The organism is Clostridium bornimense (genome assembly GCF_018917145.1).
GTDB classification, from domain to species: domain Bacteria; phylum Bacillota; class Clostridia; order Clostridiales; family Clostridiaceae; genus Clostridium_AN; species Clostridium_AN bornimense_A.
In genome coordinates this window covers 13,562-31,569 of record NZ_JAHLOD010000008.1, presented here as the reverse complement: position 1 = coordinate 31,569, position 18,008 = coordinate 13,562, and the positions used below count along the sequence as shown (strand labels likewise).

At 29.8% G+C, this 18,008-nt stretch carries 20 protein-coding genes; 16 read left to right on the top strand and 4 right to left on the bottom strand.

Going from position 1 to position 18,008, the window contains the following annotated elements; genetic code table 11:
* Positions 1 to 8: 8 nt before the first annotated feature.
* The gene (locus tag KQI30_RS04300; protein WP_216462067.1) at positions 9 to 518 is read left to right on the top strand and encodes an EndoU domain-containing protein; all 510 of its coding nucleotides are present in this window, start codon (positions 9 to 11) and stop codon (positions 516 to 518) included.
* A gap of 18 nt (positions 519 to 536) precedes the next feature.
* Positions 537 to 839 (top strand): hypothetical protein, encoded by a 303-nt coding sequence (locus KQI30_RS04295; protein WP_216462003.1) that lies wholly within the window; start codon positions 537 to 539, stop codon positions 837 to 839.
* A gap of 532 nt (positions 840 to 1,371) precedes the next feature.
* On the opposite strand, the gene KQI30_RS04290 is transcribed toward KQI30_RS04295, so the two are convergent.
* Positions 1,372 to 2,718 (bottom strand): MATE family efflux transporter, encoded by a 1,347-nt coding sequence (locus KQI30_RS04290; RefSeq protein WP_216462001.1) that lies wholly within the window; start codon positions 2,716 to 2,718, stop codon positions 1,372 to 1,374.
* A gap of 141 nt (positions 2,719 to 2,859) precedes the next feature.
* Here KQI30_RS04290 and KQI30_RS04285 point away from each other — a divergent pair, with 141 nt between their 5' ends.
* From KQI30_RS04285 to KQI30_RS04235, 11 genes are all read left to right on the top strand, one after another.
* Entirely contained in the window at positions 2,860 to 3,765 is a 906-nt protein-coding gene (locus tag KQI30_RS04285) for an AraC family transcriptional regulator (RefSeq protein ID WP_216461999.1), read from the top strand.
* A gap of 310 nt (positions 3,766 to 4,075) precedes the next feature.
* Positions 4,076 to 4,378, top strand: a complete 303-nt coding sequence (locus tag KQI30_RS04280; RefSeq protein ID WP_216461997.1) for an urease subunit gamma — start codon at positions 4,076 to 4,078, stop codon at positions 4,376 to 4,378.
* Positions 4,379 to 4,394: 16 nt separating this feature from the next.
* Positions 4,395 to 4,721 (top strand): urease subunit beta, encoded by a 327-nt coding sequence (gene ureB / locus KQI30_RS04275; RefSeq protein WP_216461996.1) that lies wholly within the window; start codon positions 4,395 to 4,397, stop codon positions 4,719 to 4,721.
* Positions 4,721 to 6,436 carry an urease subunit alpha gene (ureC, locus tag KQI30_RS04270; RefSeq protein ID WP_216461995.1) on the top strand — a complete coding sequence of 572 codons (1,716 nt, stop codon included), beginning with the start codon at positions 4,721 to 4,723 and terminating at the stop codon, positions 6,434 to 6,436. Before ureB ends, ureC begins: the two co-directional genes overlap by 1 nt.
* A gap of 70 nt (positions 6,437 to 6,506) precedes the next feature.
* The gene (locus tag KQI30_RS04265) at positions 6,507 to 6,959 is read left to right on the top strand and encodes an urease accessory protein UreE (protein ID WP_216461994.1); all 453 of its coding nucleotides are present in this window, start codon (positions 6,507 to 6,509) and stop codon (positions 6,957 to 6,959) included.
* A gap of 16 nt (positions 6,960 to 6,975) precedes the next feature.
* Positions 6,976 to 7,650 (top strand): urease accessory protein UreF, encoded by a 675-nt coding sequence (locus tag KQI30_RS04260; RefSeq protein ID WP_253287378.1) that lies wholly within the window; start codon positions 6,976 to 6,978, stop codon positions 7,648 to 7,650.
* A 22-nt stretch (positions 7,651 to 7,672) separates the two neighbouring features.
* Positions 7,673 to 8,287, top strand: a complete 615-nt coding sequence (gene ureG, locus KQI30_RS04255; RefSeq protein WP_216461990.1) for an urease accessory protein UreG — start codon at positions 7,673 to 7,675, stop codon at positions 8,285 to 8,287.
* A gap of 1 nt (position 8,288) precedes the next feature.
* Positions 8,289 to 9,122, top strand: a complete 834-nt coding sequence (locus KQI30_RS04250) for an urease accessory protein UreD (protein ID WP_216461988.1) — start codon at positions 8,289 to 8,291, stop codon at positions 9,120 to 9,122.
* 22 nt (positions 9,123 to 9,144) lie between these two features.
* The gene (locus tag KQI30_RS04245; RefSeq protein ID WP_216461987.1) at positions 9,145 to 9,630 is read left to right on the top strand and encodes an AmiS/UreI family transporter; all 486 of its coding nucleotides are present in this window, start codon (positions 9,145 to 9,147) and stop codon (positions 9,628 to 9,630) included.
* 90 nt (positions 9,631 to 9,720) lie between these two features.
* Complete coding sequence (gene bsh / locus KQI30_RS04240) at positions 9,721 to 10,707, top strand: choloylglycine hydrolase (RefSeq protein ID WP_216461986.1); 987 nt, start codon at positions 9,721 to 9,723, stop codon at positions 10,705 to 10,707.
* A gap of 177 nt (positions 10,708 to 10,884) precedes the next feature.
* On the top strand, positions 10,885 to 11,094 hold the full coding sequence (locus KQI30_RS04235) for a hypothetical protein (protein ID WP_216461985.1): 210 nt from the start codon (positions 10,885 to 10,887) through the stop codon (positions 11,092 to 11,094).
* Between the two features lie 86 nt (positions 11,095 to 11,180).
* On the opposite strand, the gene KQI30_RS04230 is transcribed toward KQI30_RS04235, so the two are convergent.
* Together KQI30_RS04230 and KQI30_RS04225 are read right to left on the bottom strand one after the other, a co-directional pair.
* The gene (locus KQI30_RS04230; protein WP_216461984.1) at positions 11,181 to 11,603 is read right to left on the bottom strand and encodes a cytidine deaminase; all 423 of its coding nucleotides are present in this window, start codon (positions 11,601 to 11,603) and stop codon (positions 11,181 to 11,183) included.
* 140 nt (positions 11,604 to 11,743) lie between these two features.
* Complete coding sequence (locus KQI30_RS04225; RefSeq protein ID WP_216461983.1) at positions 11,744 to 12,334, bottom strand: TetR/AcrR family transcriptional regulator; 591 nt, start codon at positions 12,332 to 12,334, stop codon at positions 11,744 to 11,746.
* 218 nt (positions 12,335 to 12,552) lie between these two features.
* On the opposite strand from KQI30_RS04225, the gene KQI30_RS04220 reads away from it, so the two are divergent.
* The 3 genes from KQI30_RS04220 (at position 12,553) to KQI30_RS04210 (ending at position 16,502) form a co-directional block, all read left to right on the top strand.
* Positions 12,553 to 14,247, top strand: coding sequence for an efflux RND transporter permease subunit (locus KQI30_RS04220; RefSeq protein ID WP_216461982.1), 1,695 nt, complete (start codon positions 12,553 to 12,555; stop codon positions 14,245 to 14,247).
* On the top strand, positions 14,248 to 16,209 hold the full coding sequence (locus tag KQI30_RS04215) for a hypothetical protein (RefSeq protein ID WP_216461981.1): 1,962 nt from the start codon (positions 14,248 to 14,250) through the stop codon (positions 16,207 to 16,209).
* A 140-nt stretch (positions 16,210 to 16,349) separates the two neighbouring features.
* Positions 16,350 to 16,502, top strand: a complete 153-nt coding sequence (locus KQI30_RS04210) for a hypothetical protein (protein ID WP_253287377.1) — start codon at positions 16,350 to 16,352, stop codon at positions 16,500 to 16,502.
* Between the two features lie 164 nt (positions 16,503 to 16,666).
* Here the strand turns inward: KQI30_RS04210 and KQI30_RS04205 are convergent, their stop codons facing one another.
* Positions 16,667 to 17,956 (bottom strand): NAD(P)/FAD-dependent oxidoreductase, encoded by a 1,290-nt coding sequence (locus KQI30_RS04205; protein ID WP_216461979.1) that lies wholly within the window; start codon positions 17,954 to 17,956, stop codon positions 16,667 to 16,669.
* Positions 17,957 to 18,008 lie beyond the last annotated feature (52 nt).

Below are 18,008 nucleotides of genomic sequence, written 5' to 3'. Positions count from 1 at the left end.
TTAAAAATATTGAAGAAAGTAGGATAGATAGGGGAGCTTCAGGGTATAAGAGTTTTATTGAGTTTGAGAGTGGGTTAGCTAAGGGGTCTAGTAAAGCTAAAATTGAAATTGGAGATATTACTCATTCAACTAAAGGAGACTTTACTTACAATCCTAAGACTGGAAAAGTATCAAGAATGAAAGGTGGAGGACATGGACAAGATAATATAGATTTTTTAATCGAAAATAATATTGAATTCAATATAGAAAAAACTTATTCAAATGGGGTAAGAGTAGGTAATATACCAAAACATAAGACTCCGTCCAAAAGAACTGGAACTGGGCAGGCATGGTTTCCTGAAAATTGGGGGAAGGATAAGATAAAAGATGCTGGAGAATATGTTATCAATTTACCTGAAAATATAAATGCTGTTGATGGAAACATTATATTTGGAGAGTATGATGGAGTAAGAGTTGGTGTAATAAAAACTGATGGTAAGATAGGAACAATATTTCCAGATGCAGATATGCAACCATAAATAAATGGAGGTGAAAGTATGATTAATAAAGTAAAATTGATTATTTCGGATAGAAGTAAATTACATGATGAAGATGATTATAATATAGAAGTATGTCGAGAAAGATTGATAGAAATTTTAAGTAAAGATGAGGAAGACACTATTTTAATTTTAAATCAATTAAATGAAAAGGAGATATTACTTGCTAGTGAAGTTTTTGAAGAAGTAGCATACAATCTTCAAAGTAATAGATATATAGATTGTTTAAAAAGTATTTCTCAGAAGTATCCTAATTTAGATTTAGAAGATAGTATTGAAGTTGCAGAAGAATATATGGATTAATATTAGCTGCATAATAAAGAATAGATTAACTGCATAAAAAATAGTAACAATAGAATGTATTTAAATCAATATATGTAACAAAAAGTTAAACCACATAATTTTAATAATGCAGTGAAAGAAAAAAGGAGATTAATGTTTCAGTAATAGAGCATTAATCTTTTTTTCATTTATCGAAATATTTATAAAATCTAAGATAACTAGGAGTGAAAACTACCGTAAGGTGATAAGCGGAGCAAGTTAGCAAGAGTACTGCGATGAAGGAGCAAATACTTAAAAATATTGAAGAAAGTAGAATAGTTAGGAAAGCTTCAGGGTATATAAGAAATAAACAAATCCCGATAGTGTTTTAAATCGTCTTATCGGGATATTTTTTTTATTGATAAAAGGCACCAAAATTTTGACAGTTGCGTTATTGTAATTGTATACGGTTTCGTATGAGAAATCTTTCATTTTTTTCGCAGAAGTTTAAATACTGGATGCTCCTTATCATTTACACTCATTAGTTCCATTCAAGAAAGAGCTCCATTACTTGCTATATCTTCTGCATCCAGCTTCTCCTTTTGAACAATATCAAAGAAATTGCAAGACGTACACATTCTTCTAATGATAAGATAAAATACACATAAGTAATTGGTAGCTTTAGTACAAAAGCAGATAATAATCCAAGTGGCACACCAAATCCCCAGGTTCCAATTATATCAATCCACATGATGTAGTTTGTTTTTCCTCCACTTTTTATAATACCTCCACCCAAAATCATATTCTGCACCTTAACTGGAGATACGATTGCAAATACTACTAGCAATGCATATGCAGTCTGCTTCACTTCTGCATCCACATTATAGATTCCAGTATAGACTTTGCCTAATAGGATTAACAGGATTGATAATGCAATAGATACAATCAAACCATACTTCATCAATTTTTTTGAATCATTATATGCTTTTTCATAATTTTGATTACCAAGAGACTTACCTACCATGATTCCGGCAGCTTGTGATAATCCACATAATGCACCTATCATCAAACCTTGTATTGGTGAAGTCATTGTCATAGCTGCACAATCATTAGTGCTTATATTTCCATAAATAGCAGAATATACATTTTCTCCAAGGCTCCACATAAATTCGCATATAAGAAGTGGAGTAAGAATTTTTATATATGAAATGTATTCGTTTCCATTGAAGGTGATATCAAAAGATAAATTCATCTTTTTCTTTCTTAATTGCCATAATAAAAATACTAAAGTTAGCATACAGGCAATGATATATGCTACAACACTTCCTATTGCGGCTCCTTTAACGCCCAGTTCAGGTAATCCAAATTTTCCAAAAATCAAAATATAGTTAAGCGCTGTATTAACAAACAAAGATGAAACGATAGATACCAATGGGAATACTGCCATCTCCATACAACATAACATTGCTTCTGCCATACCGGATAATGCTATTGGTAAAAATGACCATGCATATATCTGTAAATAAGATTTACCTAATTCTTTAGTCACAGAGTCCTTTGTGTAAAAGGAAAAAATCTGTTCTGTAAATAAAAGTGAGGCAAATGTAAATAAAACTGTAATGAAAAGAGCAACCAATAGATTCACATGAAAACTTCTTCGTACATTTTTTACATTTTTCTGTCCCATGTATTGAGAAATCATAATAGCTGCAGTTGCTGTAATTGCGCCAAGAACAACACTATAAATAGATGCAAATTTACCTCCTAGACCAATTCCTGCAATACTTTCACTGCCAAGCTGACCAATCATAACCTGATCAATAATGCTAAAAGAAGCCCTAATCATGCTTTGTAATGTAATTGGTAATGCAATTCTTATAATACTTTTTGAAAAGGAACTTTCTGATATTGTATTCTCCATAACAACTCCCCCATGCTTGTGAAATATATAATTACCATCGTTGGTATTTCTATATTTGAATTATAATCTTATTATAGTTGTACTTCTACTACTATAATATTATAATATTAGCATAATCCTACGATTTTGGAGGTAATTTCTATGAACACACTACGATTATTGAGTTCAACCAATGAGCCATTGATTCTTCCTGATGGTTTGGAAGTAAAAACACATGGAACAACTAACATTCCTTATACTGTCTATCGTGGCAGTATCCCTGACTATCTGCCTTCATATCCCCTTCATTATCATGATGAGTTGGAGATTATTTACTGTGTTTCAGGGAGTGGGTGTATTTTGATAAGCGGAGAAAGTTATGTGATTACTTCTGAGGATTTTGTAATCATATTGCCGGATCAGGTTCATTCAATAGAATCCATTACAGAACCATTTGAATATTTTAACATACTCTTTAAGTTTTCCATCATTGAATCAGAACGAGAAGATAATTTCATCTATCAGCAATATATGGCTCCTTTTGCAAAAGGATCTGTTGCAGTTCCATCTATTATAAAAAGAGACAGTTCTCTTTCTGAGCAACTATCTCCTCATATTATTCCATTGATTGATGAAGGGAAAAAAATAAGTATTCTACTGGTTAAATCCCATCTATATGCCATCATGGATATATTAAATAGTACTGCAGTGCCAATTGATAAGAAATCTGCTTCTAATCATAAAACCAATGAATTTCTTCGCCAAGCAGTACAGTATATTAATGATTACTACTCTGAAAAAGTTCAGATTTCTGAAGTCTCTGCATTTTGCGGATATAGTAAAAGCCATTTTATGAAGCTTTTTAAAGATTTAACCGGTACAAGTTTTTCTCAATATCTTGTTCGTTTTCGTTTGGAAAAAGCAGCGGGATTGTTACGAAGTACTGACAAGTCCATCATAAATATTGCAACACTCTGTGGTTTTTTCAATGCCTCTTACTTTACAAGGGCCTTTATAAAACAATACAAGAGTACACCTTCTGTATATCGTTCCTCTTGGAATGATTAACAGTTTTATAGTTTCACCGATAGTAAGATTTCTATTTTGTAAAGTATTAAAGTTTGAATAAAAACATATATTATATAATTTATTTCAGTTTAGGAGAATATCTAGTTAGCAATTAAAAATTGCTAATGATATCTTCTTTTTACATTTTTAAATTATAGTGGAGAAACTGTTAAATATATTTAGCAAGTGAAATCTTGTATAAATGTATTTAACATTTTTTTATATTAATTTTCTAAAATTACGTATTTTAATTTAAAGATTACAAACAATATAGTATTTGATAAAGGTATAAAAAAGGAGGAAAAATGAATTGCATTTAACAGATAGGGAAAGAGAAAAACTTATGATTGTTGTTGCAGCAGATGTTGCAAGGAGAAGAAAAAAGAAAGGCTTAAAACTAAATTATCCTGAATCTGTAGCATTAATCACTGATGAGCTTTTAGAAGGAGCTAGAGAAGGCAGAACAGTAGAAGATTTAATGGATTATGGTACAAAGATTTTAAGCAAAGATGATGTGATGGAAGGAATACCGGAAATGATTCACGTAGTTCAAGTGGAAGCAACATTTCCAGATGGAACTAAATTAGTTACAGTACATGATCCAATACGTTAATAAGGAGGTTTAATCATTGATACCAGGAGAAATAATAGTAAAAGAAGGAACTATAGAATATAACAAAGGAAAAGAAGCAATAAAACTTGAGGTGGTAAATACTGGAGATAGACCTGTGCAAATAGGTTCTCACTATCATTTTTATGAAGTTAATGACTTTTTAAAGTTTGATAGGGAAAAAGCTTATGGAAAGAGATTAGATATTCCATCAGGTACAGCAGTTAGATTTGAACCAGGAGATAAGAAAGAAATAAATTTAATAGATATCGGTGGAGTTAGAAGAGTTTATGGCTTACGTAATTTAGTTGATGGATATTTAGATGGAAGAGGGTGCAAGGAATAATGAGTTTTGAAATAGATAAACATCGTTATGTAGAATTATTTGGTCCAACAAAGGGAGATAAAGTAAGATTAGGTGATACAGATTTATTTATTGAAATCGAAAAGGACTATACAGGATATGGTGATGAATGTAAGTTTGGAGGCGGTAAGGTTTTAAGAGATGGAATGGGGCAAAATGCTATTGAAAGTAGAAAAAACCCTATGGTTGCAGACCTTATTATTACAGGAGCTACTATTGTAGATTACACAGGGATATATAAAGCAGATATTGGTATCCGTGATGGGAAGATTTTAGCTATTGGTAAAGGTGGAAATCCTTATACTATGGATGATGTAGATTTTATAGTAGCACCAAGTACAGAAGCTTTAGCAGGAGAAGGAAGAATTGTAACTGCAGGGGGAATAGATACTCATGTACATTTCATAAGTCCAAATCTTGTTAATGCTGCATTAGAAGGTGGAATAACAACACTTATAGGTGGAGGAACAGGTCCTGTTGATGGAACTAATGCTGTTACATCAACACCAGGGAAATGGGCTATTCATCGTATGTTACAATCAGCAGAAGCTTTTCCTATAAATCTTGGCTTTTTAGGAAAAGGTAGTGGTGCCAATATGGAAGTAACAGCTGAACAAGTTGAAGCTGGTGCTTGTGGTCTTAAAGTACATGAAGATTGGGGTGCAACAAGATCTGCCATAGATTATTCACTAAAGACAGCAGATAAATATGATGTTCAAGTTGCAGTACATACTGATACTTTAAATGAAGGTGGATTTGTAGAACATACAATTGAAGCATTTGCTGGAAGAACAATTCACACATATCATACTGAAGGAGCAGGGGGCGGTCATGCACCAGATTTATTAAAGGTAGCATCTAAACTTAATGTAATACCTGCATCAACCAATCCAACAAAGCCTTTTACTGTAAATACAATTGCAGAACATTTAGATATGCTTATGGTGTGTCACCACTTAGATCCTAAAGTTCCAGAAGATATTGCTTTTGCAGATTCTAGAATAAGACATCAAACAATAGCGGCTGAAGATATACTACAAGATATGGGCGTATTTAGTATTATGAGTTCTGATTCTATGGCTATGGGAAGAATTGGTGAAGTAATAACTAGAACATGGCAAACTGCAAGTAAAATGAAAAAGCAAAGAGGAATATTAGAAGGCGATTCAGAAGAAAACGATAACAATAGAGTAAGAAGATATGTGGCTAAATATACTATAAATCCTGCATTAGCACAAGGAATTGCAAATTATGTGGGATCTATAGAAGTAGGTAAGATGGCAGATTTAGTACTTTGGGATCCACAATTCTTCGGTGTAAAACCACATTTAGTAATTAAAGGTGGTATGGTAAATAAATCAATAATAGGGGAAGCAAATGCATCTATTCCAACATGTCAACCAGAATATTATAGAGATTGTTTTGGTGCATATGGCAAAGCAATATATCCAACTTCTGCAACTTTTGTTTCTAAATATGCATATGAACATGGTGTAAAAGAAGAATTAGGATTACAAAAACTCGTATTACCAGTAGGTGGTATAAGAAATTTAACAAAGAAAGATATGAAGTTAAATAATGCCACTCCAAAACTTGGTGTAGATCCAGAAACATATGATGTTACTGTAGATGGAGAGTTAATAACTTGCGAGCCAGCAAAAGAATTACCTTTAGCACAAAGATACTTCTTATTTTAACATAGTATATATTTGGGGTTGTCATATAGCAAATTATTGATATGACACCCTAAATTAGGAGGTAATAATTATGATTTTTAACGAGGTAATAGGAAATATTAAAGATATAGATAATTTAGACGGATATCACGTTGAAACAATATATTTAAATAGTGAAGATATGCTTAAAAGAATTCTTAGAGTAAGTTCAGATCAGAATAGGGAATACGGAATAACATTAGAAAACAATGAAAAGTTGAAAGATGGAGATATTTTATATAACAAAGATAAAAACATTATAGTTGTAAAAGTTAATAGTGAAGATGTTTTAATTATTACCCCATCAACTATAACTGAAATGGGAATAATAGCACATAGTTTAGGAAATAGACATCTACAAGCACAATTTGAAAATGATAAGATGATAATCCAATATGATAGGTTGGTAGAAGAAGAATTAAAAAAAGATAATATAAATTATGAAAGAAAAAATATAGTTTTGAAAAAGGCATTTAAACATGTTGAATTTGCTCATAGACACTAAAAGAGATGTTACCAATATGTTAAGGATTATACAAATATGTGATTCTAACTTTCCTATAGGTTCTTTTAATCATTCATATGGTATGGAGAGTTATCTTAGAAATAATAAAATTACTTGTGCTGAAGGATTAAAAGAATATCTTGATGTGTTTTTAAATAATGTTTTTGTTTATAGTGATGGATTAGCAATAAAGATGTTATATCAATATATGGATGAAAATCAATTTGAAAAGATTATAGATCTAGATAGAAGCCTTATAGTGCAAACTGTAGCTAAAGAAACTAGAAATGGTTCAAAGCTTGTAGCGAGCAGAATGATAAGACTTTTTCTTGATTTATATGATTGTGATATTTTAAAGGAATATGAAAGGAAAATTAGAGAAAAAGAAGCATTTGGACACCCAGCTATAGTTTTTGGGTTGCTTATGTATACTTTAAATTTTTCTAAAGAGGAAGCTATAAGTTTTCATATGTATAGTACTATTTCTACACTTATTCAAAATGGTGTCAGGGCTATACCATTAGGGCAAAAAGATGGTCAGATAATTCTTAAAAATTGTAGTGAAAAGTTTAAAGATTTATATGAAAAGATTGAAACTTTAGATTACAGTTTTTTTGGTGGATGTGTTCCTGGTATAGAATTAGCTCAAATAAATCATGAAGTATTGGAGTTTAGATTATTTATGTCTTAGAGTTTTGGAAAGGGTGAGATATATGAATAAACCAGTAATAATAGGGGTAGGAGGTCCCGTTGGAAGCGGGAAAACATTATTAATAGAGAGAATAACTAGGATGGTAAAAGATCAATATAATTGTGCAGTTATTACAAATGATATTTATACAAAAGAAGATGCTAAGTTTTTAGTAAAGAATTCTGTACTAGATGAGAATAAAGTAATTGGAGTAGAGACTGGCGGATGTCCACATACAGCAATAAGAGAAGATGCATCAATGAATTTTGCTGCTATAGAAGAAATGAAAAGTAGATTTAATAATTTAGATATTATTTTTCTTGAAAGTGGCGGAGATAATTTAGCAGCAACATTTAGCCCAGACTTAGTGGACTTTTCCATTTATATTATTGATGTAGCACAAGGAGAAAAAATACCAAGAAAAGCAGGGCAAGGAATGATAAAAAGCGATCTTTTTGTTATTAATAAAATAGATTTAGCTCCTTATGTTGGAGCTGATTTAGAAGTTATGAGAAAAGATACCTTGGCATTTAGGAAAGAAAAAACCTTCATATTTACTAATCTAAAAAAAGATGAAGGTGTAAAAGAAGTATTAAATTGGATTAAAAAGAATTGTTTATTAGAAGGAATTAACTAGTATGGGTAAAGGTAAATATGCTGGAGAATTTGACATAGTACTAGAGAAAAAGAATGAAAGTACTGTTATAAGTGGAAAAAGATTTGATGGTCTTATAAAATTATCTCCAACAATTCATCTTGATAGTGAAAAGATATCAACATATTTTATTCTTGGACTTGGTGGTGGATATGTTGAAGGAGAAAAATATAAGTACAGCATAAGTCTAAAAGAAGGTGCAAGATCAATAATAACAACGCAAGCTGCAACCAAAGTATACAAATGTGAGCATGGAAAGAAAACAGAGCAGGAAACTTTAATAAATTTGGATAAGAACAGTATTTTAGAATATATAACTGATAGTGTGATCTTATATAAAGATGCAATTTATAAACAAGTTAATAATATTTATATGGATGAAAGTGCTACGCTTATATATAGTGATGGAATAACATCAGGATGGTCAAAGGAAGGCGATGGATTTCAATATAGCAATGTACAGTTAAAAACAAGTATATATATGAATAATAAAATAGTTTTATTAGACAATTTATTAATTAATCCGAGAGAAGATGATGTTAGTAGTTTAGGTTTTTTTGAAGGATATGAGAATTTCGGAACATTAATAGTAATAAATAAAAATATTAACAGTGAAGTTATTGAAGATATAAGAGAAAGTATAAATAGTTTAAATTTACCTATTTATTTTGGAATATCAGAAATAGAAGTAAGTGGTTTTGTGCTAAGAGTATTAGGTAATCTAACTCAAAATATAGAGGCGGCAATAAAGTTAGCTAATAACTACATAAGAAAAAAGTTTTTGAATTCAAAAGAGTTATTTATACGTAAATATTAAAAAGATAAGGTTGTGAAAGTAAATGTTAGGAATAGTATTATTATATGTTGGAATAGTTCTAATAAATAATGGTATAAGTAGATTGTGTAATATAGATGATAGGTCGGCGGCAGTAATGAATATATTTGCAGGAGGCTTAGCAGTAATAATTGATACTATATCTGTAATTCAAGAAGAATATTATGCTGTGGGAACAGGATTATTATTTGGATTTACTTATTTATTTGTAGCAATTAACGGTATATTTAAATTAGATAAGCGACCTTATGGTTGGTATAGCTTATTTGTAGCTATAAATACTATACCATGTTCATATTTAAGTTTTACACAAGATCTAGACTGGAGAATGGGAACTATATGGATATTGTGGGGAATACTATGGATTACAGCTTTTATAGAAATTGTTCTTAAGAAAAACCTAGGAAAATTTGTGCCATATTTGGCTATATTTGAAGGAATTATAACTGCTTGGATACCAGGATTTTTGATGCTTGTTGATAAGTGGTAATATTATTAGTTTATGATGAAGCAGTATAAAATTATCCTAAATAGGTTATGGTAATTTTGATAAAAGTTTTACTATAGGAGTGAAGAAAAAATGTGCACAGCATTAACTTTAAAAACAAAAGATGGTTATAGTTTATTTGGAAGAAATATGGATTTGTCATATTCATTTAATCAAGCTGTTACTTTATTACCTAGAAATTATGAATATAGAGATAGAGTTACTGGTAATATGAAAAAAACTAAATTTGCAATAATAGGTATGGCAAGTGTTATAGATGATTATCCTGCTTTTGCAGATGCTATGAATGAAAAGGGCCTAGGTTGTGCTGGACTTAACTTTCCAGGTTATTGCTATTTAGAAAAAGATAGAGTTGAAGGTAAAAACAACTTAGCTCCATATGATTTTATTATATGGGTATTGTCAAATTTTGAAACTGTAGATGAAGTCCTAAAAGAAATAGGAAATATAGAATTAGTTGCAGTGCCAATTAATGAAAAGACTCCGCTACCAACACTACATTGGATAATTGCTGATAAATATGGGAAATCTATAGTAATAGAAAAAACAAAAGAAGGGTTAAAAGTTCATGAGAATCCTATTGGAGTTATGACAAATTCTCCAACATTTGATTGGCATTTGACTAATTTAAATGAATATATGAAAACTACTCCTATTCAACCAGAACCTATAAAGTGGAAAGATAAAAAGTTAGAACCACTAGGAGTAGGATTGGGAACTAATGGACTACCAGGAGGATGTTCAGGAGTAGATAGATTTGTAAGAATAGCATATTTAAAAGCAATGCTTTCTGAAACAGAAGATCTAATGACTGGAATAAGCCAATTTTTTCATATGCTAAATAATGTAGCAATGCCTAAAGGCGCTGTTATAACTAATAATCTAGATGATATAACATTATATACTTCATGCATGTGTCAACAAAAAGGTATTTATTATTATTCAACATATAATAACAATGGAATAAGTGCTATCGATATGAACAAAGAAGATTTAGATGCAAAAGAAATTAAGAGATTTGAATATTTAGATAAGTTACATATTACATATCAAAATTAATATTTAAATTTGTATTCTAATGGCAAAAATAAATAAAAATTGGTGTCTTGCTAAAAGTATTTTATAATACCAAAACTTCAACGTATTACTTTGTAGTAAAAATAATTTATAAGGAAATAATATTTGATGTAAGGGTGAAAAAACTCTGATATTCTAGAGAACATAGGAGGAAATGTTATGAGCGTTAAGGAAAGAATTGATGAAATGAAAATTCACCATGAAGAAAGAAAAGAAGAAAGACATGAGAGACATGAAGAAAGAAAATTTGCTCATGAATTAAAGCATCAAATGAAAAAAGAAGAGAAATATGAACATAAACTAGAAAGAGACGCCGAAAAAATTGAAAGAGATGTTGAAAAGGCAAAACACAAGATTCTTGGAGAATAGTAGAAAGTAATAAAAAGTCTATCGATAACAAATTTCGATAGACTTTTTTTATATGTCACAAGTTGTGTTATATTAGAAGTTCTATACTAATCTAAATTTTTACCTGTAAAAGCTAAAGGTAAAAGTTCTTCTAATGTATACTCTAAATATTCTTCTGTACTTTTTGCAATTATTATTTTAAAAGTTTTTAAGTCACAAAATTCAGCCATGACTTGTCTACATACAGCACAAGGGGCACAGAAGTCACCTTCGCCTTGCTTAACACCTTCTTTATTGCCTACTACAGCAATAGCTGTAAAGTCTTTTTTGCCTTCAGAAATTGCTTTGAAGAAAGCTGTTCTTTCCGCACAGTTTGTTGGTGTATATGCAGCGTTTTCGATATTGCATCCTTGATAAATTTCACCATCAGCACAAAGTAAAGCTGCACCTACATTGAAATTTGAATATGGTGTATAACAAAATTTTTGAGCTTCAAAAGCTTTTTCTATTAATAATTTTTTATTAATCATAACTTTCCTCCGGAATTTTTATTATAAATGTCTAATTTGATTTTGTATAAGAATTTTATCAAAAGTATTAAAATTTATATTTATAAATTCAACTTATAGTATATGTAAATAAAACAAATAAGATACATAGTAAAGTAGAACTATTTAGTAGAAGTCATCTCTAAAGCATTTATACCATTAAGAATGAATGATTCTGTAAGTGAAGCTATTTCATAAGGAGATTCCTTTAAGCCATTATTAAGCCATGATTCAAATATACCTATGCATCCAGATACTATAAAAGTATAGAAATAGTCAAAAGCATTAGTTTTGGGGAATTTGAACATAACAGTCCAAACAGAAAAACATTTTACTCGAATAACTTCTTTTATTTTATTTATAAAATTTCTATCACCATTATTGCTTAATAATACAGTACATATTGATGAATTAGCTTTTAAGTAATTAAAAATATCTACTAATAGAGATATAAGAGTACAGTCTAATTGATCTTTGGAATGTGAAAACATAATTTGATTAAAGTCTTGTAGAAATTCATCTTCAATTTGATCTAATAAATCATATATATCTTTATAATGTAAGTAAAAAGTTCCTCTATTCAAATCAATCTTTTCAGTAAGTTCTTTTACAGAAATATCATTAATACTTTTTTCAAGCATCAATTCTATAAGCCCATCTTTTAAAAATTTTTTTGTTTTTCTAATACGTCTATCTGTATTTTTATTATCCATTTTGAACATCTCCATCTAAAACTATTGTTTTTATAAATGAACACAATATAAAATTTTGTCCATTAATATGCAAATAATTAAAAAACAGTTGAATTATTAACAGAAAATAGAAAATTGGTCATTGATACAAGTGTTTTGGTTAATTATAATCTAATAAGAAAAGAAAATCAACACAGTGTATAGTAATGAAAAGTTGTTAATGAAAAGTAGGTGAATATATGAAGGAAAAATTTTTTAAGGCTGTTGTAAAGTATAAGAAATTTATTGTGATTAGTTTCTTGATTTTTGCTTTAATCTCAATGTTATGTAAACGACTTGTTTCAGTAAATTATGATATGAATGCATATCTTCCAGATAATACTGCATCAACAGTTTCAATAGAAGTAATGGAGAAGGAATTTGGTGGGGGAATTCCTAATGCTAGGGTTATGGTATCTAATGTTACTATACCTGAAGCAATGGAATTAAAAGAAAAAATAAAAGACATTGATGGTGTTGATGATGTAACTTGGTTAGATGATGAAGCAGATATTACTATTCCTATTGAAACTTTAGATAAAGACGTAGTAGATACGTATTACAAAAATAGTAGTGCTTTATTTTCAGTTACCATAAATGAAGATAAGACAATAAAAGCAGTCTTATCAAGTGGAGTTACTACAGTAATAGGATTTTTAGCATTAGCAGTTATGAAATTTAAGATAGGACCAGATCTTGGGTTAGCATTGGCTAAAGGAATAGCACTAAGTCTTGTAACAGTATTTGTTTTTGCACCAGGAGTAATTTTATATTGTAATAATTTAATAAATAAAACTGAACATAAAAGTTTTATGCCATCATTTGATGGTGTTGGAAAACTAGTTGAAAAACTTATTATTCCGTCCGTAGTTATATTTACAATTATGATCATACCATCGTATCTGGCCTCAATAAATAATGAGTATTATTATGGATCATCGAAGATATTTGGATTGGAAACTAAATTAGGACAAGATACAAAGAGAATTGAAGATGAGTTTGGCAAATTTAATAACTATGTTTTGATGGTGCCAAGAGGTGATTTTGAAACAGAAGAAAATCTTTCTAATAAACTGAAAGATCTTAAAGAGGTAACTTCTATCATATCTTATGTGGATAAAGCAGGAGCAGAAGTTCCAATGGAATATGTTGATAAAGATGTATTATCAAAATTAATTAGTGACAATTACAGTAGAATGATAATTAATGTTAAAACAGATTATGAAGGGAAAGAAGCTTTTGATGTAGTAGAAAAAATTCGTTCTACTGCTAAAGAATATTATGGTGATAAATATTATTTGGCTGGACAAACTGTCAGTACCTATGATTTGATGGATACAATAACAGAAGATATGATCAGTGTAAATTTATTATCAATTGGTGCTGTATTTATAGTACTAGTAATATCTATGAGATCAATATCTATACCAGCAATTCTTGTATTAGCGATAGAAACAGCAATATGGTTTAATTTATCAATACCATATTATAGAGGAACGCCGTTATTTTATATTGCTTATTTAATTATCAGTTCAATTCAACTTGGAGCAACAGTAGATTATGCAATTTTAATGACTGAAAGATATATTGATTTTAGAAAAAAACTTTATAAAAAAGATGCAATTAAGAAAACAGTATCAGTAGTGATGGTATCAATTCTTACATCAGGGACAGTTATGACTGGAGTAGGATTCTTTTTAGGATATGTGTCAAGTCATGGTATTTTATCTCAATTGGGAATGTTACTAGGGCGAGGAACAATATGTTCTTTAGGTATTGTTGTTTTTGTTGTACCAGGATTATTGTATGTTTTTGATAGTTTTATTCTAAGAAAAAAAGAAGTAGTTTTTTCAAAGAAAGAAGATATTAATTTAGAGGGAGAGGAAGCGGTATAGATGAATAAGAATTGCAAATGGCTAAAAAGAGTAACAGCGACATCTATGATGTCCGTATTTATAATTTCAAGTATGATACCAACAGTAGTTCAAGGGTCTCCAATATCTACTGCAAAAGAAGAAGTAGTATATGTAAACTTAGATTCCAATGGAAAGTTAATTGGAACTTATGTAGTAAATATTTTTAATGATGCCGATATAGTCGATTATGGAGATTATAGTAAAGTAAGAAATATGAATACTAACGATAATATTAAATATAAAGATGGTGTAGTGAATATAAAAAATTCTAAGGATAAGTTATATTATGAAGGCACTATGGAAAATGCAGAAATACCTTGGGATGTTAGTATAACTTATAAAATGGATGGCAAAGAATATTCTGCAGAGGATATTGCAGGACGTAGTGGTAAACTTGCTATGGAAATTAAGATATCAGAAAATAAAAAAGCAACATCGGGATTTTTTGAAAATTATGCAATACAAACAACAGTACAGTTAAGCAGTAAAAAGTGCAAAAATATAAAAAGTGATGATGCAACTGTAGCTAATGTTGGAAAGTTAAAACAACTTACTTATACTACAATGCCAGGTAATGAAAAAGATATTAATATAACAGCTGATGTGAAAAACTTTGAAGTTGGAAGTATAGCTATAAATGGTATAAAACTTAATTTAGGTATTAATAAGGATAGCATTGATACTAGCAATCTTACAAATGAAATAGGAAAATTACAATCAGCAGTTAAAGCAGTTGATAATGGTGCTAATAATTTAAATGATGGAGCTGAAAGTCTTGAAAGTGGAACAGTAAAATTAGATGAAGGAATAGAAACTATAAACAAAGCTTTGAAAACTTTAAACGGAAAATCTTCATCTTTAAATGATGGATCTACTGAAGTGAAAAATGCATTAAAAACTATTGAAACATCATTGAATAAGGTAAATGCTTCTTCTGAAGAATTTGTAAAGTTAAGAGCTGCATCAACTGAAATAAAAGACGGAATTTCAAAACTTGTTAATGGCTTGTCAGCAGTGGATAATTCTATAAATGATTATTATAATGGCTTGTCATCAGCTGGATTAAAAGATACAAATGAATTTGTAAATAATCATAATAAGGCTGTTGAGGCATTAGCAATAACAAATACTGAAAGAGAAATTTATGAAGCATATGTTTCTAATGGGATAAATGGTGTACAAGTTAAGTTATCAACTTTAGCGGCATCAGGAGATAAGGAATCTATTGAACTTTTAAAGAAGTATACTTCTGGAGATACTAATGCAATAGTAGATTATATTACAAGTGCCGGGAAGAGAATATCTTTAGAAACACTTTTAAAAGCAGATATTTCATATATTCAAGGTAGTAATAAGTTAATAAATGGCATAGATTCGGTGCTAGATAAAGAAAATGGTGAACTTATGAAAGGAGCACTTACTCTTAAAGAAAACTATGAGATTTTTGATAAGAGTATTGAAGAATTAGTAACATCATTAAGTAATCTTATGGTAAATATCAATGAGTTAAAGAATGGGATTACATTACTTAATGAAAATTATAGTACATTACATTCTGGAACAAAAGATTATACAGATGCCGTAGATAGTATAACTACAGGATATCAATCAATATCTTCAGGAGCTAGTGAATTAGTGAAGGGAACTTCTCAATTGCATAGTGGTACTAAAACGATGGTGTCTGGAACAGGACAGTTTGTAGAAGAAACAAGTGGATTGCAAAGTAATGTAGATAATGAAATTGATTCAATGTTAAAAAACTTTACAGGATCAGATTCAGAAATTAAATCATTTGTATCTGATAAGAATAAAAATGTTAATTCAGTGCAATTTGTAATTCAAGCAGATGGTGTAAAAAAAGAAAGTATTAAAATAGAAGAAGATAAGAAAACAGAAAAGCTAAATATATGGCAAAAGTTTTTAAACTTATTTAAGCTATAATTGTTTTTTAGATGGAATGGGATTCAATTAATTTTGAATCCTATTTTTTTCAGAAATAAATGCAATGGTGCAATTTATCATTATTTACAGAAGAGTTCTTATAGTTTAAAAATTGCGTATAGTATATATAGTTATTATTTTTGAAGTGGGAAATTACTAAGAAATATACAGATGGATTAGTTGATAAAGGAGGCGTATCTACTAATGTTTTTAAGGCTATCATGGGTAGTGATGTAACTAAAGAATTTTTCAATAAAGTGTTTTTTGGAACAAGCAATATAATAGACTTATAAATTTATTTAAAGTAGGTGTCGCATTAAAGTGAAAAGTTGTTAGCAACACTTAACCTGTGCCTTGTGCCATCATACCTGTGTCCTATGATTCTATTTTGCTAAAAAAACTGCCGCACTCTTATACCTAACTCCTTTGTGCAACAGCTCATTTAAATAATAAAATATTAATTAAGTTTTCCTTCTTGGTTTAACTTATCGATTTTCTTTATCTTATCAAATAGAATGGGGTTTTCATTTTGAATTTGATTTTTATGTGATAAAATTACTTTCCATATATTTTTAGGAACCTCGAATTGACTAAAGTTCCCGCAAATCGGTGTACCTTCAAGCAAAGAAAACATATAGTCAAGTTCTTCATCAGAGTACTTTGGTCTCATAGCTAAACTGCTATATAGATTAACGAATTCGAAAGGATCAGTATGGTTGAAATCAAATGATTTATTCCACCAGTTTGTATATTTCTCAAAACCATTTATACCCATAAGTTCATCTTTTATAGCATTAGCTGCATGATAACCACACATTAAGGCACCTTGAACAATAACTTCTACGTGAGCTGCACTATCACCAATTACAAGTACATTATCAATGTATGGTTTTTTAAGTGAATCATAAGATTTAAGGGAGCAACCTCTTTTTTCTATGATATGAGAGTTAGTAAAGTTATGTTTCATTGGACTGTTTTTAATAAATTTTTTAAAAAGAACATCAGGTCTTAAAGCTTTAGTACCCATAATTGTAATTTCAATAGCATCAGTGCCTTCAATAGCAGATTCGATGATTACTTCTGCAAAAGGGTGATATTTGCTGCCATAAAATTGATTCCAGCTTTGTGGTTCAAATCCAGTGGCACCTTCTACAATGCAACTGAAGACAAGGGGGGTGCCGTGGAGAACACGTCCTTTATTAAGACCAAATAATCCAGTTAACTTTGCATTTGCACCTTCAGCAATGACAACTTTTTTAGCATTTAAAGTATAAGTTGTATTTCCTTTAAGATCTACACTTACATAATTACCTTTGTCAGAACCGCCACATGCCAAAGTTGACATTCTAACATCAACACCTAAATTTACACATTCATTATATAAGTCATAAAGAAGTTTTTGCTTATCAAACTTTACGGCAAATGCTTTTGGATTAGGAAGAGCAAAATGAATTCTGTGACCTTTTGGAGATGTATAATATTTATTTTTTACTTTAACTAGTTTTCCAGTATAAGTAACTTCAAAATTATTTTTTGTAAACAATATTTTTTCATCTTTTAAATTAATAAATTCATTTTCATATCCATCGTTAAGAATAAATTGAGCAGAACATGCTCTTCGTAATTGTTGAAAGTCCTTATTTTTCTCAACAAGTGTAACTTTTAACCCTAATTCAATTGCAGTTTTTGCAGTCATAAGTCCTGCTGGACCTCCTCCAATAATTAATAAATCAATAATATTATTCATAAAACCAGCTCCACACTTTTATATCCATCTTAAAATATATTTTAGGATGGAT

What these genes read in the sequence shown, in the direction of transcription:
- KQI30_RS04295 (WP_216462003.1), top strand. Translation starts at nt 537, where the DNA reads ATGATTAATAAAGTAAAATTGATTATTTCGGATAGAAGTAAATTACAT.
- KQI30_RS04290 (WP_216462001.1), bottom strand. Translation starts at nt 2,718, where the DNA reads ATGGAGAATACAATATCAGAAAGTTCCTTTTCAAAAAGTATTATAAGA.
- KQI30_RS04285 (WP_216461999.1), top strand. Translation starts at nt 2,860, where the DNA reads ATGAACACACTACGATTATTGAGTTCAACCAATGAGCCATTGATTCTT.
- ureC (WP_216461995.1), top strand. Translation starts at nt 4,721, where the DNA reads ATGAGTTTTGAAATAGATAAACATCGTTATGTAGAATTATTTGGTCCA.
- KQI30_RS04265 (WP_216461994.1), top strand. Translation starts at nt 6,507, where the DNA reads ATGATTTTTAACGAGGTAATAGGAAATATTAAAGATATAGATAATTTA.
- KQI30_RS04260 (WP_253287378.1), top strand. Translation starts at nt 6,976, where the DNA reads ATGTTAAGGATTATACAAATATGTGATTCTAACTTTCCTATAGGTTCT.
- ureG (WP_216461990.1), top strand. Translation starts at nt 7,673, where the DNA reads ATGAATAAACCAGTAATAATAGGGGTAGGAGGTCCCGTTGGAAGCGGG.
- KQI30_RS04250 (WP_216461988.1), top strand. Translation starts at nt 8,289, where the DNA reads ATGGGTAAAGGTAAATATGCTGGAGAATTTGACATAGTACTAGAGAAA.
- KQI30_RS04245 (WP_216461987.1), top strand. Translation starts at nt 9,145, where the DNA reads ATGTTAGGAATAGTATTATTATATGTTGGAATAGTTCTAATAAATAAT.
- bsh (WP_216461986.1), top strand. Translation starts at nt 9,721, where the DNA reads ATGTGCACAGCATTAACTTTAAAAACAAAAGATGGTTATAGTTTATTT.
- KQI30_RS04235 (WP_216461985.1), top strand. Translation starts at nt 10,885, where the DNA reads ATGAGCGTTAAGGAAAGAATTGATGAAATGAAAATTCACCATGAAGAA.
- KQI30_RS04230 (WP_216461984.1), bottom strand. Translation starts at nt 11,603, where the DNA reads ATGATTAATAAAAAATTATTAATAGAAAAAGCTTTTGAAGCTCAAAAA.
- KQI30_RS04225 (WP_216461983.1), bottom strand. Translation starts at nt 12,334, where the DNA reads ATGGATAATAAAAATACAGATAGACGTATTAGAAAAACAAAAAAATTT.
- KQI30_RS04220 (WP_216461982.1), top strand. Translation starts at nt 12,553, where the DNA reads ATGAAGGAAAAATTTTTTAAGGCTGTTGTAAAGTATAAGAAATTTATT.
- KQI30_RS04215 (WP_216461981.1), top strand. Translation starts at nt 14,248, where the DNA reads ATGAATAAGAATTGCAAATGGCTAAAAAGAGTAACAGCGACATCTATG.
- KQI30_RS04205 (WP_216461979.1), bottom strand. Translation starts at nt 17,956, where the DNA reads ATGAATAATATTATTGATTTATTAATTATTGGAGGAGGTCCAGCAGGA.